General features: G+C 44.5%; 15 protein-coding genes. 5 read left to right on the top strand and 10 right to left on the bottom strand.

What is annotated here, in order from left to right:
• The coding region (locus AB4Z17_RS21825; protein WP_441962046.1) for an immunoglobulin-like domain-containing protein at nucleotides 1-701 on the top strand (701 nt) is incomplete at its 5' end.
• Entirely contained in the window at nucleotides 649-2,301 is a 1,653-nt protein-coding gene (locus AB4Z17_RS21820; RefSeq protein WP_441962044.1) for an S-layer homology domain-containing protein, read from the top strand. The genes AB4Z17_RS21825 and AB4Z17_RS21820, both read left to right, overlap by 53 nt.
• A 196-nt stretch (nucleotides 2,302-2,497) precedes the next feature.
• Here AB4Z17_RS21820 and AB4Z17_RS21815 read toward each other — a convergent pair whose 3' ends face one another.
• Together AB4Z17_RS21815 and AB4Z17_RS21810 are read right to left on the bottom strand one after the other, a co-directional pair.
• Complete coding sequence (locus AB4Z17_RS21815) at nucleotides 2,498-2,797, bottom strand: hypothetical protein (RefSeq protein ID WP_441912921.1); 300 nt, start codon at nucleotides 2,795-2,797, stop codon at nucleotides 2,498-2,500.
• 104 nt (nucleotides 2,798-2,901) lie between these two features.
• Nucleotides 2,902-3,774, bottom strand: coding sequence for an AraC family transcriptional regulator (locus tag AB4Z17_RS21810; RefSeq protein WP_441962042.1), 873 nt, complete (start codon nucleotides 3,772-3,774; stop codon nucleotides 2,902-2,904).
• Nucleotides 3,775-4,019: 245 nt separating this feature from the next.
• Between AB4Z17_RS21810 and AB4Z17_RS21805 the strand changes: the two genes are divergently transcribed.
• The 3 genes from AB4Z17_RS21805 to AB4Z17_RS21795 all read left to right on the top strand — a co-directional run bounded on the left by AB4Z17_RS21805 (nucleotide 4,020) and on the right by AB4Z17_RS21795 (nucleotide 10,396).
• Complete coding sequence (locus AB4Z17_RS21805; RefSeq protein ID WP_441962040.1) at nucleotides 4,020-6,629, top strand: CBM96 family carbohydrate-binding protein; 2,610 nt, start codon at nucleotides 4,020-4,022, stop codon at nucleotides 6,627-6,629.
• A gap of 45 nt (nucleotides 6,630-6,674) precedes the next feature.
• Entirely contained in the window at nucleotides 6,675-8,477 is a 1,803-nt protein-coding gene (locus AB4Z17_RS21800; RefSeq protein ID WP_441962038.1) for a CBM96 family carbohydrate-binding protein, read from the top strand.
• 272 nt (nucleotides 8,478-8,749) lie between these two features.
• Nucleotides 8,750-10,396, top strand: a complete 1,647-nt coding sequence (locus AB4Z17_RS21795) for a glycoside hydrolase family 19 protein (RefSeq protein ID WP_441962036.1) — start codon at nucleotides 8,750-8,752, stop codon at nucleotides 10,394-10,396.
• A 282-nt stretch (nucleotides 10,397-10,678) separates the two neighbouring features.
• Here the strand turns inward: AB4Z17_RS21795 and AB4Z17_RS21790 are convergent, their stop codons facing one another.
• The 8 genes from AB4Z17_RS21790 to AB4Z17_RS21755 all read right to left on the bottom strand — a co-directional run.
• Nucleotides 10,679-15,448, bottom strand: coding sequence for a cadherin-like beta sandwich domain-containing protein (locus AB4Z17_RS21790; protein WP_441962034.1), 4,770 nt, complete (start codon nucleotides 15,446-15,448; stop codon nucleotides 10,679-10,681).
• A 214-nt stretch (nucleotides 15,449-15,662) separates the two neighbouring features.
• Nucleotides 15,663-18,149 carry a LuxR C-terminal-related transcriptional regulator gene (locus tag AB4Z17_RS21785; protein ID WP_441962033.1) on the bottom strand — a complete coding sequence of 829 codons (2,487 nt, stop codon included), beginning with the start codon at nucleotides 18,147-18,149 and terminating at the stop codon, nucleotides 15,663-15,665.
• Nucleotides 18,150-18,562: 413 nt separating this feature from the next.
• A complete protein-coding gene (locus AB4Z17_RS21780) occupies nucleotides 18,563-19,702 on the bottom strand; it encodes an efflux RND transporter periplasmic adaptor subunit (RefSeq protein WP_441962031.1) in 1,140 nt (379 codons plus the stop codon).
• Nucleotides 19,703-19,723: 21 nt separating this feature from the next.
• Entirely contained in the window at nucleotides 19,724-20,557 is an 834-nt protein-coding gene (locus AB4Z17_RS21775) for a carbohydrate ABC transporter permease (protein WP_441962048.1), read from the bottom strand.
• A gap of 52 nt (nucleotides 20,558-20,609) precedes the next feature.
• Entirely contained in the window at nucleotides 20,610-21,506 is an 897-nt protein-coding gene (locus AB4Z17_RS21770; RefSeq protein ID WP_441962029.1) for a carbohydrate ABC transporter permease, read from the bottom strand.
• The gene (locus AB4Z17_RS21765; protein WP_441962027.1) at nucleotides 21,499-22,800 is read right to left on the bottom strand and encodes an ABC transporter substrate-binding protein; all 1,302 of its coding nucleotides are present in this window, start codon (nucleotides 22,798-22,800) and stop codon (nucleotides 21,499-21,501) included. The genes AB4Z17_RS21770 and AB4Z17_RS21765 overlap by 8 nt, the downstream gene beginning before the upstream one ends.
• A 284-nt stretch (nucleotides 22,801-23,084) precedes the next feature.
• Complete coding sequence (locus AB4Z17_RS21760) at nucleotides 23,085-23,852, bottom strand: hypothetical protein (RefSeq protein WP_441962025.1); 768 nt, start codon at nucleotides 23,850-23,852, stop codon at nucleotides 23,085-23,087.
• Nucleotides 23,849-24,694: sensor histidine kinase (locus AB4Z17_RS21755; protein ID WP_441962023.1), on the bottom strand; the 846-nt coding region annotated here is incomplete at its 5' end. The genes AB4Z17_RS21755 and AB4Z17_RS21760, both read right to left, overlap by 4 nt.

The following is a 24,694-nucleotide window of genomic DNA, read 5'->3' as shown; positions in this document are numbered from 1 at the left end:
CCGTTAAAGATGTACCACCAGGTGCAACTATCAACGTATATGACAAGAACGGCGATGTTATTGGTACAGTTACAAACACGGATACGTCCATAGCTACCGTTGTAGTTAACATTGAAGCCCCGCATGTACTTGGTGAGRGAGACTTGGTTAAGGTTGCAATTGCAGAAGTTGGAAAGCTGGAAAGCCAATCCACTTCTAGCACAGCAAAAATAGATAGTGGCTCACCGGAAAGTTCAAAGGTTAAAGCAAGTGTATCGACTGGCAGCGTTAAGGTAGTAGAGGTGCCTGCTGGGGCGACCATTATTGTATACGACGAGAATGGTACAGAGTTGAAACGCGCGGTAAATGCCGGAGAAGAGACGGGAACCGTTGTCATCGAAGGACTTGACCTTGAGCCTGGAACCAAAATTCAAGTGACATTAACGGAAAAAGACAGATATGAAAGCAAGCCCTTGCTTATAACGGTCGAATTCACGACAGACGAAGCCATTGATGATGCACTGAGGGCCCTGCAAATTGGTTACCAAGCAAACGATACATGGGAGAGTGTTACGCTTCCTGTACTCATTGTAACAACAGGGGCCAATGAAACGATGATCGATTGGACTTCCAACAAGCCAAGTGCAATTGAAATTTCATTGCCTGAGAATGGATCAATCAAGACACTTGTTCATCGTCATGCAAAGGATGAGAGTGAGTGAGCCGGTTGGCATTAATCGTGTTATGTTGTCAAATGGAATAAAAATTGACAAAGCCATTTTTGATCCGGCAGCAGCAGCAAGGTTTATTAATGATCTTAGAACAAAAAACGGAGTATCAACTGTATTTGTTGATGAGGTTGCAGGAGACGAGCCAGGTGAGATTGCTGTCGAAATTCCTGGACAATCTATAAGACTGTTAAACACAAACCAAAATACGTTGGATATACGTACAGAATATGCAACGATATCCATTGCTGCAAATGTTATTGACCGAATGGCAGATCGTTATCTTGACTTGTTTTTCCGCTTAATTCCAGTAAAAGATGCTGGTCATCAAACGGAATTAAATACCAGCATTGTGAATGAGACAGTTGTCAGAGCAGCAGCTGGAAGCCGAAATGTTGCAGTAATCGGCTCATCGTTGGAAATTGAAACAAACTATCGCGATTACACAACAACACTGTTCTTACCATTTGCAAAGAACGGAATCACCGTGCCTTCAAGCAACTACGACAGCTTTTTAGATTCGCTGCGAGTTTTTGTAGAGCATAGCGATGGAGAAAAAGTGGTAATGAAACCTGCCGTTGTGTACAGCGGTGATACTCCAATTGGGCTAGAGATTGAAATTGACAAGTTCAGCATTTTCTCCGTTATTCAGTTAACAGAACGGTCGACAGGTGAAAGTACCGTCATACCCGCTCAGCCTGTGACGGAGCAAGTGAAGAAGACCACCATCGATCCAAAAGCGGGAACCATTGTTCTTGATCTAGTTGATGGCAGCGGTAAGGTGGACACATCAGGCTTTATAGTAAAAATTAGTGGCAAGGCAGTGGAAATAAAAGACGTTAAAATGGATGGCAATCAAGTTATTATTCAGCTGAAGAATCCTATTCCCGTTGGTTTTGAAGCAACCGTGTCTTATAAGCCGGGCAGCGGCTTCACAGGCACTTTGAAGTCTTTCACTGACCTGAACATTGCAAACCCTGGCCATCATAATGCTTATATTAAAGGCTTCCCTGATGGCACATTCCGCCCGAATAACACGATCACGAGAGCGGAGATGTCGGCTTTACTAGCACGCAACAAAAATTTACCTAATGTTTATGAATACCAAAAGCTCTACCCGGATGTTGCAAAAGGCTTCTGGGCCGCAGCTAACATCGAGCAGCTACAAGATATTGGATTAATGATTGGCGATAAGCAGGGCAACTTCCGGCCAAATGACCGCATAACGAGAGCCGAAATGGCAATGATTGCGGCCAAATGGTTAAATGCTGATCTTAAAGGACCATTCACGAACACATTTGAGGACGTATCTGATCAGCACTGGGCTGCAGCAGCTATTGCCGCTGTAAGCAAAGCAGGGGTTATGATCGGTTTTGAAGATGGCTCGTTCGGTCTGAAGGAATATGTAACACGTGCGCAAGCAGTTACCATTATGAACCGTTTGCTAGGAAGAGGACCGCTTACAGGTGTGACAACACCATCTTGGCCGGATGCGACTTCTGCTCACTGGGCATTCGAGCATATTGAAGAAGCTTCAAAAGATCACTATTATACGTATCTTTCGGATGGTAAAGAGCTATTATTTAAGCAATAGCACCATCCGCCGCTATTGAAGTGGATTCAAGCTCGACAATTCATTCATACTCAAAAGCCAAGAAAATGCTGGGTTATAACTAGCATATTTCTTGGCTTTTCTCTTACTGCGCAATCAACATGAAGGACTGTAAAGCCGTGTCAAAGTCAAGATCCCAGCGTTCTACACGAAGCTGAGATCGGTCTTTTATGACGGATTATCCTATAAGGTTATCCTTTTCTACAACCGATACTTCAAGACCGCCAAACTTTGTCGCTAGCTTACTATAGATGAAGGCACTTAACATCCCAATCAAGCCATAAACAAAAATTAGTATAACGGGCATTATAATATAAGGAATTCCTGCTGACAGTAAGCCTGGTTTGCCAATAGCGAGTCCAATAATCGCGACTAAAAAGCCTAAAGCAACCATAATGGATAATGGAATAATAGCAAAATATAATGTCGCTTTAAAAGCACTCTTCGGCCCTATTTTTATGATTTCTAATTTTTTCATAACACTTTCCCCCTTCTATTAATTGCAGTTTTAATATATTTCCCACAATAACTTAATGTTACATTATTTTCTTTGTACTTTTTATTAAATTCTTGCAAATTTTCTTAAAGCTGCCCCTCGCCAAACACCTCAGCCCGATACTTCTTAGGCGTTACGCCCAAAGCTCCTTTAAACACCCTGCAAAAATAAGAGGAGTTTTGAAATCCAACCTCGCTTGCTATTTCACTAACACTTTTCGATGTCGTCTCCAGTAGATGGCATGCCTCTCTTAGTCGCCTAGAACAAATGAACTTCGTCAGGCTGCTGCCTGTTTTTTCACTGAAAGTGTGGGACAAGTAAAAGGTAGACAGATGAAGCTCATCAGACAGATTCTCCAGCATAAACTTATCTCTAAAGTTTGCATCCACCCAGTTGATAATCAGCTTGATCGTCAACGAGGATTTTGGCTCAGGTGCTGGGGTCTTTATCGGCGCCAGCTGCTTTTCGAAGTGGCGGAGCTGCTGCAGAAAGGAAACAACGAATAATAGATATTCCTCATGCCATTTGGAGGGAGGGACATTTTTCAACCTTATACTCAGCATCTCATAGAGGTTTATAAATTCATTTTGGGCTGGTGGCATATATAGAACAGGATGAGTTAGCGTGGACTTCCATAGAACAGAAAAAAACATATGAAGCGATGGAAAGATCGCGAGTGCCGAAGACACAGGAAATGGATCAAACATAAACACGGTCCGTACAAAACGCTCGCTCACCTCCAGCCGGTGCAGCTGGAAAGGCTGGAAAAGCAGCAGCGTACCCGGTTTAATTGGAAATTGGCAACCATGGATGTGGGCGATGCCTTCGCCTTCATACACATATAGGAATTCCATGCTTTGGTGAGCGTGGAACACCTCCCAGCTGCGCTGATTGCTTGTCTTAAAATAGTTGAGATGGAAAGGCTCCTTGTTCAAATTCACGTTCGTGCTAAGCTTCATACGATCCCTCCTGCATCATGAAATCTATAATGAAAGCGCTTCTAATAATTGTAGCAAAAGACAGCAACAAAATATCATTTTCTAGCAATGAAATGAAAATTGCAGCGCTTACATTTTGTTATGCTGGAAGTATGTCAGACATTTAAAGGAAGTCATCATTCTTTTCATAAAAGGTGGTGAAGCCCTGCCCTGCATACTGCTTCAAGAGACCGAATGTAGAACGATCAATTAAAGGAGGAATGAGGATGTTTCATTTAAATTCAGCTGTAAAAGATTTAAAAACCAAACATTTTTGTACGGCTATACTCTCTTCCTTAATCATTTTCTCATCTCTTGGCCTTTCTTCCGTTGAAGCTGCTGTTGATCCCTCTTTGCCAAACTGGACCACCGCAGGCTACAAAGGCGGGCAAGCGCTGCCAACCGGCGGTACAATTATTGATCTAACGACAGAGGGCATTTTGGCTAACGACGGTGTTGACGATTCGAATGCGCTCCAGCAGGTCATTAACGAAATTCGTAGCGGTACGCTGAAAGTAAATGGGCAAGTCGTTAGTGATTCCAATCGGGCTATTCTAAAACTCCCGGCCGGCCAAATCGATCTCAATAAACAGATTCGTGTGGATGCGAGCTATGTTACGATTCGGGGTGCAGGCAATAGCGCTGCGACTGGAACAAAGATTGTTTTCAAGCCGTCAGCTACTTACTTCGAAGACCCTGCAAACCCTGGAGCCCCGTTAATTGACGGGAAGCTGTGGCCTGGTTATGCCGCATTTCGAGTCGAAGACCGCACCAAGCACGCTAACGATTCTACTTATGAAGGAAGCATTAATTTTCACTGGCTGAGCGGAGAAAGAGTCGCTTCCAGCGGTGGCGGCACCAAAGGCAGTACACAAATAAAGATAGCTTCCGGCAAAGGCAGCTCGTTTCAGGCAGGCAGCACCGTTTATGTGGGAGCTGCGAACACGGTCGCCTTTTATGATCAAATGCAAGGTCCCGAGCAGTATCGCTACAATGGCCACATGCGGACACAAATGTTTACGGTAGCCAGCGTCAGCGGGGATACGCTAACGCTTGATAAGCCGCTTGAATTCGATGTTCCATTCAGCAACGGCGGGCTGCTGCCTGCAGATCCTGGCGGATCCAATGCGACCTATTACAGTAAAGTAATGAAAGTAACGACGGTAAAAGGCGTTGGATTCGAAGATTTCTACTTTACGCAAGACATTTCCTATACACCTTATGCCTCAACGATTAATGCCAACGATTATGATGCAGCATCAAATCCCGGCGGAGTCGGGCTGAAGTACAAAAATGGGGCATTGGAGTACGCCCTGCACGGCATTTTGTTCAAATGGGCGCAAGACGGCTGGGTAAAGGGCATTCAGACTTATATGACAGGCTCTCATCCGATCGTAACCGAATTCGCCAAAAATATGGAGATTCGCAATAATATTATTTTCGGCTCTTGGAACAAAGGCAAAGGCGGTCACGGCTATGTTCGGGGCTCCAAGCTGTATGACAGCAAAATAATCGGAAACAAAATCGACCGTGTGCGCCATCTCACGCTTCAATGGTCAGCAACAGGCAATGTTGTTCAAAATAATGCGCTCACAACAGATATGAACTTGCATGGCGGCTGGGAACGCAGAAATCTGATTGAACAAAATACGATTAATATCCCTTTTGAACACAGCTCATGGGGTGAAGGAGAAGGCGGTCAGGATGTGCTTGAGGGCACTTGGTACCCGATTTGGTACGGTGCTGGCCCGCACGCTACAAAGTGGTCGGGATCGACAGGTGAACAAAACGTTTTTTTCAACAACACCATGGCGAAACAAGAGACAAAAGGCGGCCCATATGTCAGCTACGCACCTTACAACCAACTCAATAAAATCTATCAGCTTGGATGGGATGGCATGGCTTGGGCTCATTTGCAAAAACCAACAGGCACGTTCATCAGCACATGGGGCGGCAACGAAAAAGTAGATTTCACCTCTTCTTCCAATAAAGGCGTATATGCATGCTTGTCATTCACGGGTGCATCCTTGCTTGGCAGCGGCACAGCGACCAATACGTGCACAAGCCCAGAAACCCCAGATACGCAGGCGCCAACCGTGCCGACAGACTTAACAGCAGCTGCGGTATCAAGCTCACAAATTAATTTAAGCTGGACGGCAGCCTCAGACAACGTAGGCGTCACCGGATATGATGTATACCGCAACGGTTCACTAATTGGCAGTGTAACCGGCACTTCATATAGCAATACGGGACTCCTAGCGAGTACAGCTTACAGCTTTACCGTAAGAGCGAAAGACGCGGCTGGAAATACGTCTGCTCCGAGCAATATCGCAAGCGCAACAACACAAGCTGGCGGTGGCGGCGGTACTAACATTATTCTAAGCCCGTCAGACGACTCCTATGTACATGAAAGCAATGGAGCAAAAAACTACGGGGACGCCGCATCCATGTATGTGAAGACGGACGCCTCGCAAACTCGTTATTCCCTTCTTAAATTCAATCTCAGCTCAATAACCGGAACAGTAACGAATGCCAAGCTTCGCGTTTATGGAAGCGCATCTGCCACAACTACTTTAATGGCATCACAGACAACGGACTCTTGGACGGAAGCCGCAGTGACTTGGGCTAATAAGCCTCCAATAGGCACAGCTGTTGGTTCTGTAGTAATGAGTACAACCGCTGCGTATTACGAGATTGATGTAACGGCCTACGTGCTGGCTCAAGCAGCCGGGGATGCTCTTGTTTCTTTTGTACTCAGTGAATCCGCTGGGAAGTATACCACGCTCAACACCAGCGAGAACTCGTCCAATAAGCCAGAGCTGATTGTTACAAATTAATTTGTTCATCCGCAAAACCAGGTTTATTTTGAAGGAGATGAAGACGTGACTAAGTCTTTTAAGTCCATTGGTCTGTTTATGAGTCTTTTTATGATGATATCGATGCTGAATGTTGGCGCCGTGTTTGGTGCCACCTCTACACTCAGTCCTACTGATGACTCTTATGTTTATGAAAGCAATGCAGCTACAAATTATGGTTCTGCTACTTCCATGTTCGTTAAAAATACTAGTGGATCAGAGCGGCTCACGTTTCTGAAATTTAGTTTGAATGGCCTTTCTGGCATTACAAGCGCTAAGCTTCGGGTCTATGCGAAAGCATCATCAACCTCTACCTTAACCGCTTCTCAAACGGCAGACAGCTGGACACAAGCAGCACTTACATGGAGTAGCAAACCTGCAACCGGCAGCCTCATCAATAGTGCAGCTCTAACAACCAGCTTTCAATATGTAGAAATTGATGTAACGGCCTACGTGCAAGGGCAAGCGAGCGGCGATGGTGCTGCTTCCTTTGTATTATCAGAAACGGCTGGGAAATATACAGAAATAAATAGTAAGGAGAATACCTCCAATAAACCAGAGCTGGTTGTCGTCTCCAGCATCGGCGGAGGGGGAGGAGATACAATCGCACCGACAGCACCAACTGGTTTGGGCGCCTCCGTTGCTTCGAGCAGCCAAATTAACTTGAGCTGGAACGCTTCCTCGGATAATGTGGGCGTGACTGGATATGACATCTACCGCGGCGGCAGTTTTCTCAAATCGGTAGCATCAACCACAGCCAGTGATACTGGCTTATCCGGATCGACAACCTACAGCTATTACGTAAAAGCAAAAGATGCGGCAGGCAATCAGTCCGTTTCGAGCAATACCGTCAGCGCTACTACACAGTCCGGCGGTATAGCAGCCTGTTCCGGCGCATTAACCTCAGCAGCTGCTATTCAAGCTGCGATGATCAATGCGAGCGCAGGTACAATAATCACGATTGCGCCAGGAACCTACTCGGGTATTCGAGCTGCAAGCGGTGATCCTAGATTGGATGCTAACGGCGTTCCAACCGGAGTTTTCTATTCTGGCGCCAGCGGCACTTCCGGCAGCCGCATCGTGTTGAAGGGTTGTGACCCAGCTAATCCCCCTATATTGCAAGGACCCGCCACCAATGATGGTTCTTATGGCATTCATCTTACAGGCGACTATTGGGACATTCGCGATATTAAAGTAACAAGAGCACAAAAGGGGATCATGATTGACAATGGAAACTACAACTTCATCTACAAGGCCGAAATATACAATGTGGGCGACGAAGGCGTTCATTTCAGAGACGGCAGCTCCTACAATACACTGGATAACGCCAACATTTATGATACTGGAAAATATCAAGCGGGATACGGTGAAGGCGCTTATGTAGGATCGGATGAAAGTGCTGCTTACGAGCACACCGTCATTGGCAATACTATAAGATACACCACTTTCGGCCCTGGAATAACAGCTGAGCATATCGATATTAAAGAGGGTGCTGACGGAACTCTCGTGGAATATTGCACATTTAACGGCACTGGAATTTCCGGAGCAAACTCAGCGGACAGCTTTATTGACGTGAAGGGTGTTAACTCCAAGATCTACAACAATACTGGCAGCCGCAATGGCAATAGCAGCGTAGTCGATGCGTTCCAGAATCGCACCCACGGCTCAAGCTATCCAACTGGCACCAATAATGATTTCAAAAACAATAATGTCCACTTGGACGGGGTTGGGTACATCGTTAACGCAGTAGGCGGTTCAGCTAAAGTAAAGGACAACACAAGATCCGACGGCTCCTCTAATCTGTATAAAGGAAAGTTTACCCTATATTAATAGCTTATAAAAAATAGCAGCCCCTTTGTCGCTTTAATAAGTAGACACCGAATAAATCGATCAAAGCCCCAGTACAATTGCACTGGGGTATTTTTGTATTATTTTACATAAAAATATTAATATCTCATAAATTTATCCCTAAAAATAGTTCAAATGTTGTAACAATCGACACAAACAAACAAAATAATATAGTTATTACCGTCTATATATTAAATTTTTGGAAGATTATATACTTGTTGTTGAAATTAACAAAATAGTTTAGGAGGATGTCTATGAAACGCAAACTGATAAGCAGAAAGCTCATCCGCATAACCGTCATTGTATTATCCACTTTGTTATTATTGGCTCAATTGGAAGCGGTGTCAAAAACCGTGTCCGCCAATGCTCCTCAGCAGCAAGCTGCATTAACGGCCTCACCGTGGGTGTCCACCCAAGTGTATTTAACCGGCGATGAAGTGAGCTACAATAACAACAACTATCGAGCCAAATGGTGGACACAAGGCGATATACCCGGTGCTGGCGCTCCATCGAGCTCACCATGGCTGCTGCTTGAGCCAGGTACGGGCGGGGGCAACCAAGACCCAACTCCACCTACAGCTCCAACGAATCTTGCCTCGCCAGGAAAAACCGCTAATTCAGTCACATTAACTTGGAATGCTGCAACAGACAACATCGCTGTTACCGGTTACGATATTTACCGCGGCGCTACAAAAGTTGGTTCCACAAACGCCTCCACATTAACTTACACCGATACTGGCTTGCAGCCAGACACTTCGTATATCTACTCTGTATCCTCAAAAGACAGCTCCAACAACACAACAGCAAGTACGCCCATCACCGTAAAAACCTCTCTTGCCGAACTGAATGTCGGACAAAGCCGCGTTCTAACCGATGAACAAATTACAGCACAATGGGGTGGAATTGATCCTCAATATTCACCAGCAAACGCAGCGGCAGCCGTACAAGCCGCACTGCCAAAAACAGAATATGAAGCACTGTTCCCGATGCGTATCGGCACACCTGCATGGCACACTTTCGCTGCTAGCAAAACGTATTATAAACCTGGTCAAGTCGACTATTATTCTTATGACAACCTAATCGCTGCAGTAACAGACGTTGCAAACATTAAGTACAAGCTTGAATACCGCCAAGGTGCTACATGGAACAACCGTGTATTCCGCTTGAACAAAACAACGAAAACAGAAACACTCATTTCTCAAAATGCAGATTTCAACGCTTCATGGAATTTGACCGTACCGGTCATCTCTAAAACGGTTGATTTTGGCACATTTATTAAAGAAGGTTCCGCTGTAAACCGCAAGCGCGAGCTGGCAGCTTTCCTCGCGAATATTGCGCATGAAACAGGCGGAGGCTGGGCGACAGCACCTGGCGGCGAGCTGAGCTGGGGACTATTTTGGAATGAAGAAGTCGCTTATATTAATTCCACAAACACAGGGTACATTCAAAGCCATGCTGAATTCCCTCCAGTTCCAGGCAAGTCGTATCACGGACGTGGACCAATTCAGCTTAGCTGGAACTACAATTACGGACTTATTAGCGGAATTATTTATGGCACTCAGAACACATTGCTCCAACAACCTGAATTAATCGTAAACGACGGCAAGCTAGGTTTTATGACAGCTATCTTATTTTGGATGACTCCACAACCGCCGAAACCTTCTGCACATGATGTAATGGTCGGCAACTGGACACCATCTGCGTCAGACATTGCCAAAGGGTTAACGCCTGCTGGGTTTGGTGTAACCATTATGATTATTAACGGCAACTTTGAAGGAAACAAAGACGAGACGGACTACAGAGTCGGTCGCCGTGTTGGTCATTACCGTGACATTACGACGAGAATGGGCATCAGTATAACTGGCGAGAAAGTCAATACAATCGGGATGAGCCCGTTCTAACAAAGTAAAAACCAGCCAATCGATGCAGCTGAAAAGACTAAAACAGCAGCCCCTAGTTAATAAGGGCTGCTGTTTTAAGTGAAATGCAGGTATCTATCCTGCTCGGATGACTCGGCGTCTTTTCGCGTTCCAGAACTTGATCCATACGTCCCTATCATCATCGCGATATAGACGAATACCTATGATTTTAAAAGGTGTCCAAATTTCATTAAAATAGTAGTGAGGCATATAACTCCATCCTTTAATAAAAATTCCAAGTTTCAGACTCTAGGATGAACTTATTCACTTATTCCGACTTGCCAGTATGTTCAGCAAAACGGTTACAGCTTCAGCTCTTGTGGCATGGTCTTGAGGGGCGAATTCATTATTGCCCTTCCCCTTTACAATGCCCGCTTGTTTTACGTAAGCAACGCTAGCTCTCGCCCACGCAGGAATATCATTATCATCCGTGAAGCTTGTTGCAGCAATGGCTTCCGTAGAATGACCCAAAGCTTTAGCTAGTATAACTGCCATTTCTGCGCGTGTAATCTCTGCATTCGGACGGAAAGTGCCGTCCTCATAGCCATTAATAATACCTTCCTGTACCGCTTGTGCGATTGCTTTCTGCGCCCAAGCTGGAATCTTTGTTGTATCTGTGAATGACAGTTCCGCTCCCGCTTCTTGCGGCTTCAACAAATTCATCAGCATGACTGCAAATTCTCCGCGTGTCACGGTATGGTTAGGTCTAAATGTACCGTCCGGATAACCTGTCACGATTCCATTGCTAATCGCTTGCTTGATGTTATCTTCAGCCCAGTGTCTGGAGATATCAACTAAGCTAATCGCTGGCGTTGGTGACGGTGTCGGTTTTGGCGTAGGTACCGGAGTTGGTGTTGGCGCTGGTGTAGGTACCGGCAAACCACCTCCGCCAGATACAACCTCTTTTGCACGTGTAACAATGATATTGTATTGCTTCTTTGCAACACCGTCTTCGGCTGTTACGTGAACGATGAATGTGTTCTCTCCTACTGAAAGCTGTTTGAAACCTAAATCTGTTTCATTAATCGTAGCTGTTGCATCACTCTTAGTAGCTGTAATTGTTGTACTCGTCACGTTATAGGCTACATTTCCGGTATAAGCGAATGTACCATTTACAAACTTCGGACTGAGTGTGACGCCGTTTAATGTCAGTTCGCTGAGCGTTGCATCTGCGCTTTGCGCACGTGTTACGATGACGGTGTATTTTTTTGTACTGCCGTCCTCTGCTGTGACTTGCACAGTAATGGTATTTTCACCTACTGAAAGCTGTTTCGGACCTAGATCATCAGCTGCAATGGCAGCCGCATCATTATTCTTAGCTGCTTCAACTATCGTGCTCGTCACGTCGTTAGCTGCGTTTGCCGTATACTCCAAAGTTTCGCTGTCAAACGTTGGACTAAGTGTCACGCTGCTTAGAGTCAATGAGCTTAACGTTGCGTCTGTGCTTGCTGCTCGCGTTACGGTAACCGTATAGTTTTGTGTGCTGCCGTCTTCTGCTGTTACATGTACGGTAATCACATTCGTTCCTACCGATAGCTTTTTCAAACCTAGATCGGCCGCTGTAATCGCAGCTGTTGCATCACTTTTGATTGCCGCAACTGTCGTGCTCGTCACATCGTTAGCTACTTCTGCTGTATACTCCAAAGTTTCGCTGTCAAACGTTGGGCTAAATGTAACGCCGCTTAGTGTCAATGAGCTTAACATTGCATCTGAGCTTGCTGCACGTGTTACGGTGACCGTATAATTTTTTGTACTGCCGTCTTCCGCTGTTACATGAACGGTGATCACATTCTCTCCTACCGTCAGCTGTTTCAGCCCTAGATCGGCTGCTGTAATCGCAGTTGTTGCAGTACTCTTGCTTGCCGCAACTGTCGTGCTCGTCACGTCGTTAGCTACATTTGCGGTGTACGTTAATGTGCCGCTGGCAAATGCCGGACTGAGTGTCACGCCGCTTAACGTCAATGCACTTAGCGTTGCATCTGGGCTTTTAGCACGCGTTACGGTTACCGTATAGTATTGTGTGCTGCCGTCTTCTGCTGTTGCATGAACGGTGATCACATTCTCTCCTACCGATAACTGTTTCAAACCTAGATCGGATGCTGTAATCGTTGCTGTTGCATCGCTCTTGCTTGCTGCAACTGTCGCGCTCGTCACGTCATTAGCCACATTTGCCGTGTACGTTAATGTACCGCTAGCAAATGCCGGACTGAGTGTCACGCCGCTTAACGTCAATGCACTTAGCGTTGCATCTGGGCTTTTAGCACGCGTTACGGTGACGGTATACTCATTTTTCGTAATGCCGTCTTCCGCTGTTACATGCACGGTAATCACATTCTCTCCTACCGATAACTGTTTCACACCTAAATCAGCTGCTATAATCGTAGCTGTTGCAGTTCCCTTGATTGCCGTAACTGACGTGCTCGTCACGTTGTTAGCTACATTTGATGTATATTCCATTGTTTCACTATCAAACGTTGGACTAAGCGTCACTCCGCCTAACGTAAGCTCGCTAAGCGATGCATCTGCACTCTTCGGATTTCTTACATTCGACTGCACGGTCAGTATTTGCGGCTCAGACTCCGGTTGCAGAGCTGTTGCCGCTATACGAACGGAGATTGTATCATTTTCCTTAACAGCAATATTATCGATGCTTGTTTCAGAAATTCTCTCATACAAATTATTGTTGACTCTATACTCCATCGCTGAGGTAACAGCGTTTAACTTGGTTGTCTCACCAATCGTTCCTGGTTCCAAAGTGCCCGTTGTCGGTGCCGCCGCAGACTTGATGTTCTCGCGTGTTACCGTTAACGTTTGGTCAAGTGATGCAGGTTGTGTCGTCACAGCCGCTAATCGAACGGAAATCTTTTCTCCTGCATTGACAGCAATATTGTCCATGCTTGTACCCGTTATTGCCGAGTACGATCCAGAGCCTACTTTATATTCCATTGCACTCGTCACGCCAGTTAGCTTTGTTGTTCCCGCACTTGTCCCAGCGGTCAATGCCGACGTTGTAGGTGCAGTACCCGACTTAATATTCGCTAGTGAAACCGTCAATGTTTTTGTGCTCAATATATCTGCTGCTGCACGAATAAAGACTTTATCTCCCGCATCTGCAATAAGGTTATCCACTTCCATGCCGGCAATTGGAATATAAGTGCTGCCGTCAAGTGAATATTCCATCCCCTCTGCAACGTGGATTAATTTGGTTGAACCGCTGTCCGTTCCTTGAGCCAAGGCTACAAACGCCCATAATTGAGGATATTTTTCCGGGAGAATATACCACTCAGTAATGAAATTCCAGCTGTTAAAATGGGATTTCATTTGCATTTCAGCGGTTAATTTCCCAGTACCTCTTCCTGTATCTCCTTGGTGAGTGGTTTGACTGTCGTAGTAGCTGTTATTGATTGAATCATAAGCTATATTACCGTTCAAGCCACCTACTAAAGAACTCCCCGACACAGCTCCTGTTGCGTAGCTATTGCTTATTGAACCAAATTGAGCGACACCAATCAAACCGCCAACATAACTTACTCCGCTCACACTACCTGTCGCGTAGCTGTTGCTAATGGATCCGTATTGACGAAAACCAACCAATCCGCCAATATAAAAGATCCCGCTTGCATTTACCGCCGCCATGCTGTTTTGTATGGTTCCATTTTCACTATAGCCAACCAAGCCTCCTACAGAGGTAGAACCTTGTACCGTTCCTGTAACGCTGCTGTTGCTAATTTTTCCATAATTAGTACCAGCCAGCCCTCCTACGTTGCTGCTTTGTCCAATTATATTAACATCTTCCAACACCATATTTGTAAGGGTGCCCTCTGCATTCACAGAACCAAATAATCCTATGTTTGCAGCGTAATTAGTATCGATTTTTAAATTTGAAATTGGATATCCGCTGCCGTCTATATATCCTTTAAACGGCTCAATACCATTTCCTATCGGCTCCCAGTTTGCGAAACCGTTTAAATTAATGTTTGCTATGAGCTTGTAATAAGTGCCGCTATCCATATTATTTCTAACCTCATTAAGATGATCAGGGGTTTCTATGAGATATGGATCACTTATTGTACCCGCTCCTGCTCCTGGATACAGCTTTCTAACAAGCTGGCTTACCCCTACGTCTGGATAGCCAGACGCGGATATGTTGATATTATGATTGCCTTTTGCCAGGACGCCGGCTTTTATCGTGATTTTCCCGTTATTGACCGTATATTCCGTTCCCATATCGAGTGTGGCAGATCCATCCTTCACCGCCGTGATTGCTTGGCGCCACTCCGAATCGTCAGCGAACGTAAGCTCAATATCATTCGCATTATTGTTATCCGTCGTGTCCGCTATAACTGTGGGCGGGGTGAACGTGATAGCCGTAATTTCTAACGGCAAACCGTAAGGCGTGTTATCGCTATCCAAAAAAGCCCCTGCATCAATCTTTATGGCGTTTGCCGCACCAACTAGATTGTCTTTAAAATTGATTTGAAGCGTGCTAGATGTAGCTGTATATGTTGCGTTCGTAACGGTATCGTCTGCATCAAGAGCTGTAAAGTTGCCGTTACTTGTTTTTTTAATGGTAATCTTGCTTTTCAAATCCTCTAAAGTGCCAGCTTGTATCGCATATACGTTAAACGTAACCGTTAATGTCTTATTGTAATTACTAACGGCTTTGGTCATTTCCCCAGAATCAAGCTGAAGGTTACGGTAGTAACACTTTTTGGGAGTTCCTGCAGCAGGATCATCGAATACGTCATTTGAACAAGCTATACTGTTAGTTGCAATTTTTGTATTAAAGCTATAACTACCACCATCACCCCAGTATCGTACTTCTTTTGTTCCTTCAAAGCTGCACATAGTACGCTCATCCGCACAATATGTCCAACCCGCACTGCCGTCTGGGCCAACGCTTGGCGCATCTGCAAATGCAGGCAACGCAAGAGACGACGAAAACAATGAAAAAACCATTAAACCCAATAGTAAACGAACCATATAACCTTTTAACAATACTCGCGTCGAGCCTGATATTCTTTTTTTAAACATCGCTTTTTTAACTCTCCTATGGATAGACTTTAGTTTTTCCCGATTTCTGCTTTATTCATTTTAGACTTATAGCCTTTATCCCCCTTTTATACTAATTTATTGTTGTAGATTATCTTTTTATGTCGAATCTCCTAATGATCCTTCTAACTATAAGACTATATTTTCAAAAAAAAAACTCCCCGAATGGGGAGGTATGCGTAAGAAAAAGGGGCTATTATACGATTAGCATTAATTGTTTGGCATGCTGCAACGCCTGCACCCGATTGTTAACTCCAAACTTTCTGTACATATTTTTTATATGAAACTTTACAGTTTCAGCCGTTATGTTCAGGCGATTAGCGATTTCCTTGTTTGACAATCCGCCCGCAATCCACATTAAAACCTTTGTCTCTTGTTCGGTTAGCAGGACTTTTTGCGATTTGTCCTCTACCTGTATGACAGTAAATGCTTGAAGCAACTGTCTAACATACTCCAGTGAAACTATGGGAGGAGCGGATAAAACTTTTTCTTGCTTTCCCTTCATATAAGCAGTCAGCAGTACAGCTACTATAGGTCCTTCATCGATAAAGCTGCGTACATACCCCTCTGGTTGCCCTAAGTGTAATGCCTTCTCCAACTGTTTCCTGGCAGCCTCAGTATGACCCAAACGTTGATGCATCACGCTTTGCATAATTAAAACTTTAATTTGATCTCGGAGACGATCCTTCTTCTCTAATATACGATACATCTGTTCCAATAAGAAAAGCGCTTCTTCTATCCGCTMACACGCTGCAAGCACTCTGGCCAAAGATACATACTCTACCATTCGAGACAATGGAACCTCATCCGTATGCGCCAGACCACATCTTTGCATCCAATCAAAAGCAGCTTGGGGCGAACCTTGCTGCAGTGATAAATAAGCTTGTTCCGCTTCTATGCCCAACATAAATAATTCATAATCAGGTGAGTCAATTTGGCATGTCAACTGAGTGAGCAGCTCTGATGCACGGATTGGATTTCCTTTGGCTTGCTGAATTCTCGAAGCACTTATATAATTCGGAATCATAATCCGGGCATATGGCACGATGTCCCTACGCTCAATAGCCTTATTTACATATAGCTCTGCCTCGTCCAATCGATTCCACTCGTATAGCAATTTGCTATAGGAAGCGTATAAAAAACCGATAAAGGGATATTCTTTTTTATTCTCCCAAACTTTAATCCATTCCAAGAGGAATGTGTCTACGGCATGAAGATCATTGATATGCGCCAAATGATCATCAAATATATCATAAGCTTGATGTCTGTTACGCCCCATCGTTTGAAAAAAGCTGCCTTCCGGCACATATTTCTCTACCAACTCGAGGTAAGTCGACAGTCGCTCCAAGTCCTTTTGAAGATACGAGGAAATAGAATAAAAAAAGTAGATATTGCCCATGACCTGGCGCCATTCCACTTCGCTCATCTTTCCCTGCAGCGCTTGTAGGCGAGTTTCTACTTCCCCAATTCTTATGAAGGCGGCTTGCCATTCTCCGATTCCTAGTAAGACCGAAATATACAATAGATCGATCATAGGTTTCTCAGCAAAAGCGTTTTCCGGCAAAAGCGATACCCATTTAACTAACAAAACAGTTTTCGAATGCACTAACTTATGCAAATTTTTCTCAATCAAACGGACAGCGTCCTCTATCTGCTTTCCCTCTAAGTAATGGTCTACTGCTTCTTCGTCAAAGCCATGATGCTCCAGCCAAGCAGCTGCATGAATATGTACCTGCATCCACTTTTCCTGGTCTGTTCGAAACAATACTTGCTGCAAAAAATCTGAAAGCAGATGATGGTACCTATACCAATTTCTCTGATCATCCAACGGGATAACAAACAAATTCAGCTGCACTAATCTCTCCAATTGCTCCTGACTATTCGGGTGGCCCGTTACAGCCTCGCACAATGAATGATTCATCCGACTTAAAATAGAGGTTTCCAATAAAAAAGTGCGTATGGATGCCGATTGATGCTGAAATACTTCTTCCAATAAATAATCGGATATATGATGCTGCTGACCCTTAAATTGTTGAATGGTCGCAGCTATGTTATCACTTCGCTTCAGAGAGATTGCTGCAAGCTGCAAGCCGCTGATCCACCCTTCTGTCTGATGGAACAGCTCCGTCACTTGTTCTTTAGACAATGATAAATCAGTCGTATCCCGAAAAAAAAGAACGCCTTCCTCCAGCTTAAAACGTAAATCGTCGATAACGATTCGGTGTAAATCACCTTTTGCCAGCAGTCTGGCGGTAGGTATCGTCAAATCGGTACGGCTTGCGATATAGAGATGAATCTGAGAAGGCAAATGCTCGAGCAAATAGGCCATGGAATGGTTTATAGAGGGAAGTTCAATAACATGATAATCGTCGAGAATGATGACAAGCTCGCTGGTTAATTGACTGAGCTCATTAAGCAGCGCTATAATGGCAAGCTCCATTGAAGTCGATGAACCTTTTTCGAGCAGCACCCCAACTGTGGAGCCAAAGCCGGGAATTCTCTCCTGAATAGAAGCTGTGACATATCTCCAAAACTGAATCCAGTCATTATCCTGCTTGTCCAGTGAAATCCAAGCAACAGCTCCATCGCACTGCCGCACCCATTCACTTAAAGCTGTCGTTTTCCCGTATCCAGCCTGCGCAGAAACAAGCGTCAACTTGGCTTCCATTCCCGCATTAAGCATTTGTATTAGCCGTGGCCTTGATACTAAAGAGTTACGGACATGGGGGATGTGAATTTTTGTACTTACAATCAATGAAAGTTCCTCCGTATACCTGTTGCGATTGGTAGAACATAATTTTTAAATATCGCAGCGAACCTGCTGTTTATAATAGAAAAACCACATCATGAATTTACATTTAATTACCATTTTAGAAGTCTTATCTAATAGGAATAGTATATCAGTTAACTCGGTATTAAAATATGGAAGGATGAATTTGAACCTAAAAAAAGAACCTTACCCCTTTTTACATGGAGTAAAGCTCCTGCTTAATATATTGATATAGCTTTGCACTAGCAAGCTTCAACGTATTGGTTTTACTGACCAATCCAGAGAGCTACAGTGGGCAAACCTTATACCATTTATAGGACACGGTTCTAATGAACGCGAACCTTGTCGCCATCCTGAAGCGGATCTCCGCTCTCGAATACAATCGACTGCTGTTCGAACAGCCCATCTGTAACAGCAGATTGTGTATCATTTGAATCAACGACTGTAATGTACGCTTTGCGAACGTAAAAGGCGTTGCCTAATGGTCCACTCCTCTCCTCCATGGCAAACACATATTTTTTGTCTCCCTCATCGTGAATCGCTTTATTCGGTACCAGAATGACATCATCTGTCTTCTGAGTCAGCATAACCTCGGCACGCTCTCCCCCCTGCAATTGATTATCCTTTATCGCAACAAGCAATTTCTTCATTGCCGTATGTGAGGCTGCGCTTCCGCCTTCACCTGCTGGGCTAAGAGCATCAGTGTCTTGAATTTCCACTAGGCTGCCCTCGATTTGTCTAGCCTGAGTGCCGCTCAATTGAACATCGAGCTTCGCTCCTTTTTCCAGCGGGGAAGCTGCAGCCTCGGGAACTAGAATTTCAAATTCAAAACCAAGGCTTGTATTGGCAATCATAACAGCAGGCCCTCCTTCGGATGAAGCCAAACCCTCGACCGCGCCAACCTTGGTTACAATCCCGTCAAAAGGCGCAACCAATGTGCTCGTTTCTGCCAGATTATCCTGCAGCTTCTTAATTCTCCGCTGCTGCATATCCCTATCAATCTCGTTTACCTTCAGCGCATGTTTGGCGCTTTCGACGCTCTTCTCATCTCCGCTTTGGGAGGCTTCGACATAGCTTTGCTCCAGCTCTTTATTGAGTAGCTGCAGCTTACTAAGAGCGGCCTGCTCGTCTAGTATTTGATTTTTTGCAGCCTTCTGATCATAAACAATCAATACCAGCCCTTTCTTAACGGGCTCCCCTTCCTTAACATTCACTTTGTTTACCCTCATCCCGGGCTCACCCGACAAAGCCGTTTGCACCCGCCATTTCACAATACCGCTGCCTTGAAAGGCATGATTAAGTTCACCACGGTTTGGCGTGACTAACACGACCTTGGGTAAGGTTAAGGACATTAGCGTATTGCTAAACAGCGTAAATCCGATTAACAGCCCTATAAACAAGCCAAACAGAAGGCGAATTTTTCTTTTGCGTCCAGGCACTGCTTGGCCAGCTAGTTGTAATTCCATTAAAATCCCTCCGTGAATGGGCTAACCTTTAATTCCCGATAGCTGAACACCCTCAACAAAGTACGACTCTGCATATAAAAATAACAGCACCATCGGAGTCATATACAAAACGGAGGCAGCAAAAGCAACGCCCCTTGCACCCTCGCTAATACGCGATAAATAGAGTGACAACGGCTGCTTGAATGTGTCCTCAAGAAATATAAGCGGCTGCTCAACCATGTTCCAATTATCAACAAATAACAAAACAATTAAAGCGGCGATTCCCGGCTTGACGAGCGGCACAATGATTTTAAAAAAAATGGTTGCATGCCCTGCCCCATCTATTTTGGCTGCTTCAACGTACGTATATGGAATATGCATCATGAACTGCCTAAGCATAAACACGCCAAAAGCGCTGAATATCCCCGGCAGTATAATGGCGGAAGTTGTATTCATGAGCCCCAGCTTATCCGCAATAATATAATTGGGCACTAACGTCACTTGAAACGGCATAAGCATGGTCATCAAATATACGACAAACAGCTTATCCCTCCCCCAAAACCGCAGCTTGGCAAATGCATAAGCGGCTAGAGATGCGATCATCACTTGCAGAACAATGATGGGTACAACAATAAACACGGAATTCCAAAACATATGGAGAAACATCGGTTTATGAACCAATACCTCCGCATATTGACCGAATGATACCCAATCGGGAATCAGCTTTAGATTGATATATCCGTCTTTTTCTCCTGCCGCAATATTAACCATCTTGCCAATGAGATTGTAGTTATAATCAATTTCGGTCTCTGTCATGAATGAGTTGGAAAACGTAACAATAATGGGGAATAGCATTGCCGCAGCAAGTCCCCCCATGATAATTGATAACACAAGCTTTTTAAATAATGGCAATCCTTTCACCACCCTTTCACCCATCCATGGAATTCCGAAAACGCCGTTCGATGGAAAGCATGATCATTACAAAAGCAAGAATACAGCCTACCATTAGAACTGCAGCGGCTGTCAGCTTCTGTACATCAAGGGATAAAAACATATTATTCATGTAATGCTGCAGCATATAGATGCGGTCATGAGGATAATTGCCTGCGATCAGATACGTTTCACGAAACACTTTAAACGAATTAATAATAGATATAAGGACGACAAAAAACATGGTCGGAGTCAAATAAACGAGCGTAATATGAATCCATTTATGAAAAATGCCCGCTCCCTCAATATCCGCCGTCTCATAATAGTCTTTAGGGATGCTTTGAAGCCCCGCCAAAAATAATATGATGTTATACCCGATGTTTTTCCACGTATATACGATGGCGAGCACACCGATTGACCACTCCGACTTCATCCAATCTATTCGATCCAGATGCAAGCTCTGCATCCAAGCATTCAATGTCCCATTCCAGTCGAACATGATTTGCCATATCATCACAATAGAGGCGACAGGCACGACAAGCGGCAGTACAAAGGCGGTCTGCAGCCAATTTCGAATAAACAGCTTTTGATTCAGCAAATGCGCAAACAACAAAGACAGAGCAATAATAAGCGGTACACTAACACCAGTGAACAGAAATGTATTGGCTGCCGCTTTCCGAAAGGATGCGTTGGCCTGCAAATCCTTGTAATTGTCCAAACCAACAAATGAACCGTTAACGGTACTATCCTGAAATGAATATACAAATCCCATGGCAAACGGGACAAGATAAAATAAGGAAAAACCAATCAGGCTCGGTGCCAAAAAGCAGGCTGCCGCAGCACCATCCTTGCGCAGCAGCCTGATCAGAACACTTTTGATGCTTTTCCTATTCATTTAAAACAGTCGTCACTCTATTTTGAATTAGCTTTGCCACGGCTTCAGGCGTTTTCTGTCCGGCGAAGTAAGCTAAGGACTCTTCTCTTACAATGTTATCAATATGAGTATTGTTGAACTGAACCGAATATTTGGCCCCAGTAAGGAATTTATCTAGATCGTCAATATCCTTTTGAGTAATTTCAAACACTTTGCCTTTCATCGGTCCAATCGGTTGAATAGACTCAACCGTCCCTTTTTTTAATACATCCTGGACGACCCTGCTGTATGAAGCTTTACTGAGTGGGAAGCCGGCACTGCCTGCTCGATGCTGCATTTCATCAGAGTGCATAAATTTCAAGAAATCCCATGCCTCCTCTTTTACAGAAGACTTTGCGTTTATGCCCAGCGTTTGATACGTTCTGAAGGAGCCGCCTGCCTGCTGACCGCTTGCGATCGGCTTTAAGTACAGTTTTGTCTTGTGGGATAGACCCCCTGTCAAAAACTCGCTTTGGTTTACCTCACGAATATAATCTTCAGGCGAGTTAATTTGGGTGTCTCTAAATATAGGAAAGCCTTTATCTCCACTCATAATTTTGTCATCGAACACGGATTTTACTTCTTTCAGCAAATCAGTAAAGGCAGCAGAGTCGAAATTAGCCTTTCCGCTCTCCTTATCCACAAACGTCCCATATTGATCATTAACCAGCTGCGTGATCAAATATTCTGGCTCAGTTGTGCCTAATACGGATTGATTTTCATCTGTATGCTTGACGAGCTCTCTAGCCGTTTCTATAAACTGAGTCCAGTTCCAATGGCTGTCGTCAATCTTAACGCCACTTTTCTCGATTAATGTATTATTGCCGAAAAGACCATAAATAAAGAAGCCAAGCGGCATCCCGTATAATCCTCCGTTCACCTTCATTCCGTCCAAAATATTGCCGAAATACTGTTCCTTCTTAAAAGTTGGGTCCTTATCAATCAGCTCACTCATGTTGACCAGCAGCTGTTTTTTTATTTCTAAATCCGCGTCCTCTGTATCGATGTATTTGAGATCAATGGTGATATTGGGATGCTTGGCCTCATATTTCTTTTTGGCTTCTACAAAGAAATCGTTCTGAAAAAAAGTCGAGAACACAATCGTTTTTTTCTCATTGCTGTTTTTCGGTTCAACCGTTTCTTCCTTCGGCGGATTTGTACCGGCCTGCCCCTCGCTCTTTGTCTGCGTACCTCCTGAATTTCCGCCTGTAGTAGAGCTGCATGCAGATACAACCATCATCATTATCGTCAACAAAATGAACAATGCCTTTTTCATAGGTTCTCTTCCTTTCAATTGCTATCATTGTCTACTGCTTGAACTTTTATCGTTCCGAGGCATTACTTCATCAGTATAGTGACTGGATATATGGTAAGTGAGATAGAGTTGTATTGAAGTTGTAAAATATAAAAATGCAAGCAAAAACGCCTTCGGCGTCCTTTAGACGCTGAAGTAGCTTTGACGGTGAAATATAAGCCCTTTATAAGCTAACAAACTTATAAATTCTTATATTTCAAAAAAGCCAATTGCACATGCAATTGGCTCTCTTCATCTCACTCTATTTACATTCTAGAATAGTAGCTTAACAACGCCATAACGTCCTTGCTAAACCCGACAACCTTATTTTGACTCACATTCACCGTGACGCAATATTTCAACTTCCCATCTTCCTTGCTCGCATAATACAATTCCACAACGCTGTCCCAGCGGGTAATGTCCTCATTCAGCGACAAATTAGATAAGGGGTAACTTCCTTCTATATCGATAAACGCATTTGCGAGAGCAATGATTTTCTCTCGTTCACTTTGACTGCTGGAGGAAGGGGCCCGTACGACGCCCACCTCGGAGAGTTTAATCACATCGCCGTCTTTGGCGTTCAGCACGATGTCATACACTTCATTAGGATCAGACAATCTAGTCAGTGTTATATAATACAAGCCGCCAGAAATGTCATCCAGTTCGGTTTGATAATCCAGCTTGGCCTTAGCGCCCTGTTCAATCACCTGCGCCCTTTCCGGTCTGGGGTTAGTTCCATACTCCGCTTCATTTAGCAGCTCTCTAAATTTATGCTGGTCAATAGCCATCAGCTCGAATTGCAGCTCATCGATCGTTAGACTCTTTTCCAAATACTTATTGACTGCATTCAAACTAAGCGTCTTCACCGCCTCTTGGGACAGAACACCCTCGTATTCCACATCGTTGCTGCCCGTTTCTTTCGTTATTTTTTTAACCATTACCGTGTCTTTGGGGGTTCTGTCCAATACGTTGCCGCACCCCGTCGAAATGATTGCGAGCGCTGCGAGCACCATAACCAGAATGAGCTTGTTCATTCCTTAATCCCGCCTTTCGGATGACCCGGAGTGAACACCACTTCTACGATTGTGCCCTGATTTTCATTGCTTGCAATATGGATTGCAGCATGATGTACGCCTGCAATACTTTGACATATCGCAAGCCCTAGACCTGCTCCGTTGCTGCTTCTTGTTCTAGACTTGTCCGCCATATAAAAAGGTTCAAATATTTTATCCTGATGTTCCTTGGCAATGCCGATGCCCTCGTCCTGTACCTGCAGAATATATTGATTTCCGCGCCACAGAGCACGCAGTATAATGGTTTGCTGCGGGGCTGAAGCTTTCAGCGCATTATCAACAAGATTGGAGATCAACACCTTTATCAAATCCTTCTCCACCAGCAGCTCGCACGGTTCGCATTCCACGATCATACCCACATGCTTCTCGCTCGCCATCACACTAAGCGTCGGTTTTAATTCAGCAAAGATCGCCCCTAAATCGTGCAGCTCCATCTGGAAATCGTCCTCCTGCATCAAAATCAGGTTCATGAGCTTCAATGACAACGACTCTAGACGCTTTCCTTCCAAATAAATGACATTCAAGCTATCCATGAACATTTCCTCGTTATATTTGGTTGTCCTCATAAAATTCGCGTAGGCAATAATGGAAGTCAAAGGCGTCTTCAATTCATGTGTAAAATTGTTGATGAACCGCTGTTTCTCTTCATTATTTCGCTCGAGAATCGTAATTTTGTCCTCAACAACAGCAGCCATGTCATTAAAATTTTGAGCCAGCATGCCAATTTCATCCTTTGATTTTATCCGGACGCGCTCCGAGAAATCGCCTTGTGCAATAACCTGCGCGGTCTGGCTAAGGTGATC

This window comes from Paenibacillus sp. TAF43_2, assembly GCF_052113545.1.
Taxonomy (GTDB): domain Bacteria; phylum Bacillota; class Bacilli; order Paenibacillales; family Paenibacillaceae; genus Pristimantibacillus.
Note: the sequence above shows the minus strand (reverse complement) of the source record. Positions and strands in the feature narration are given on the sequence as shown.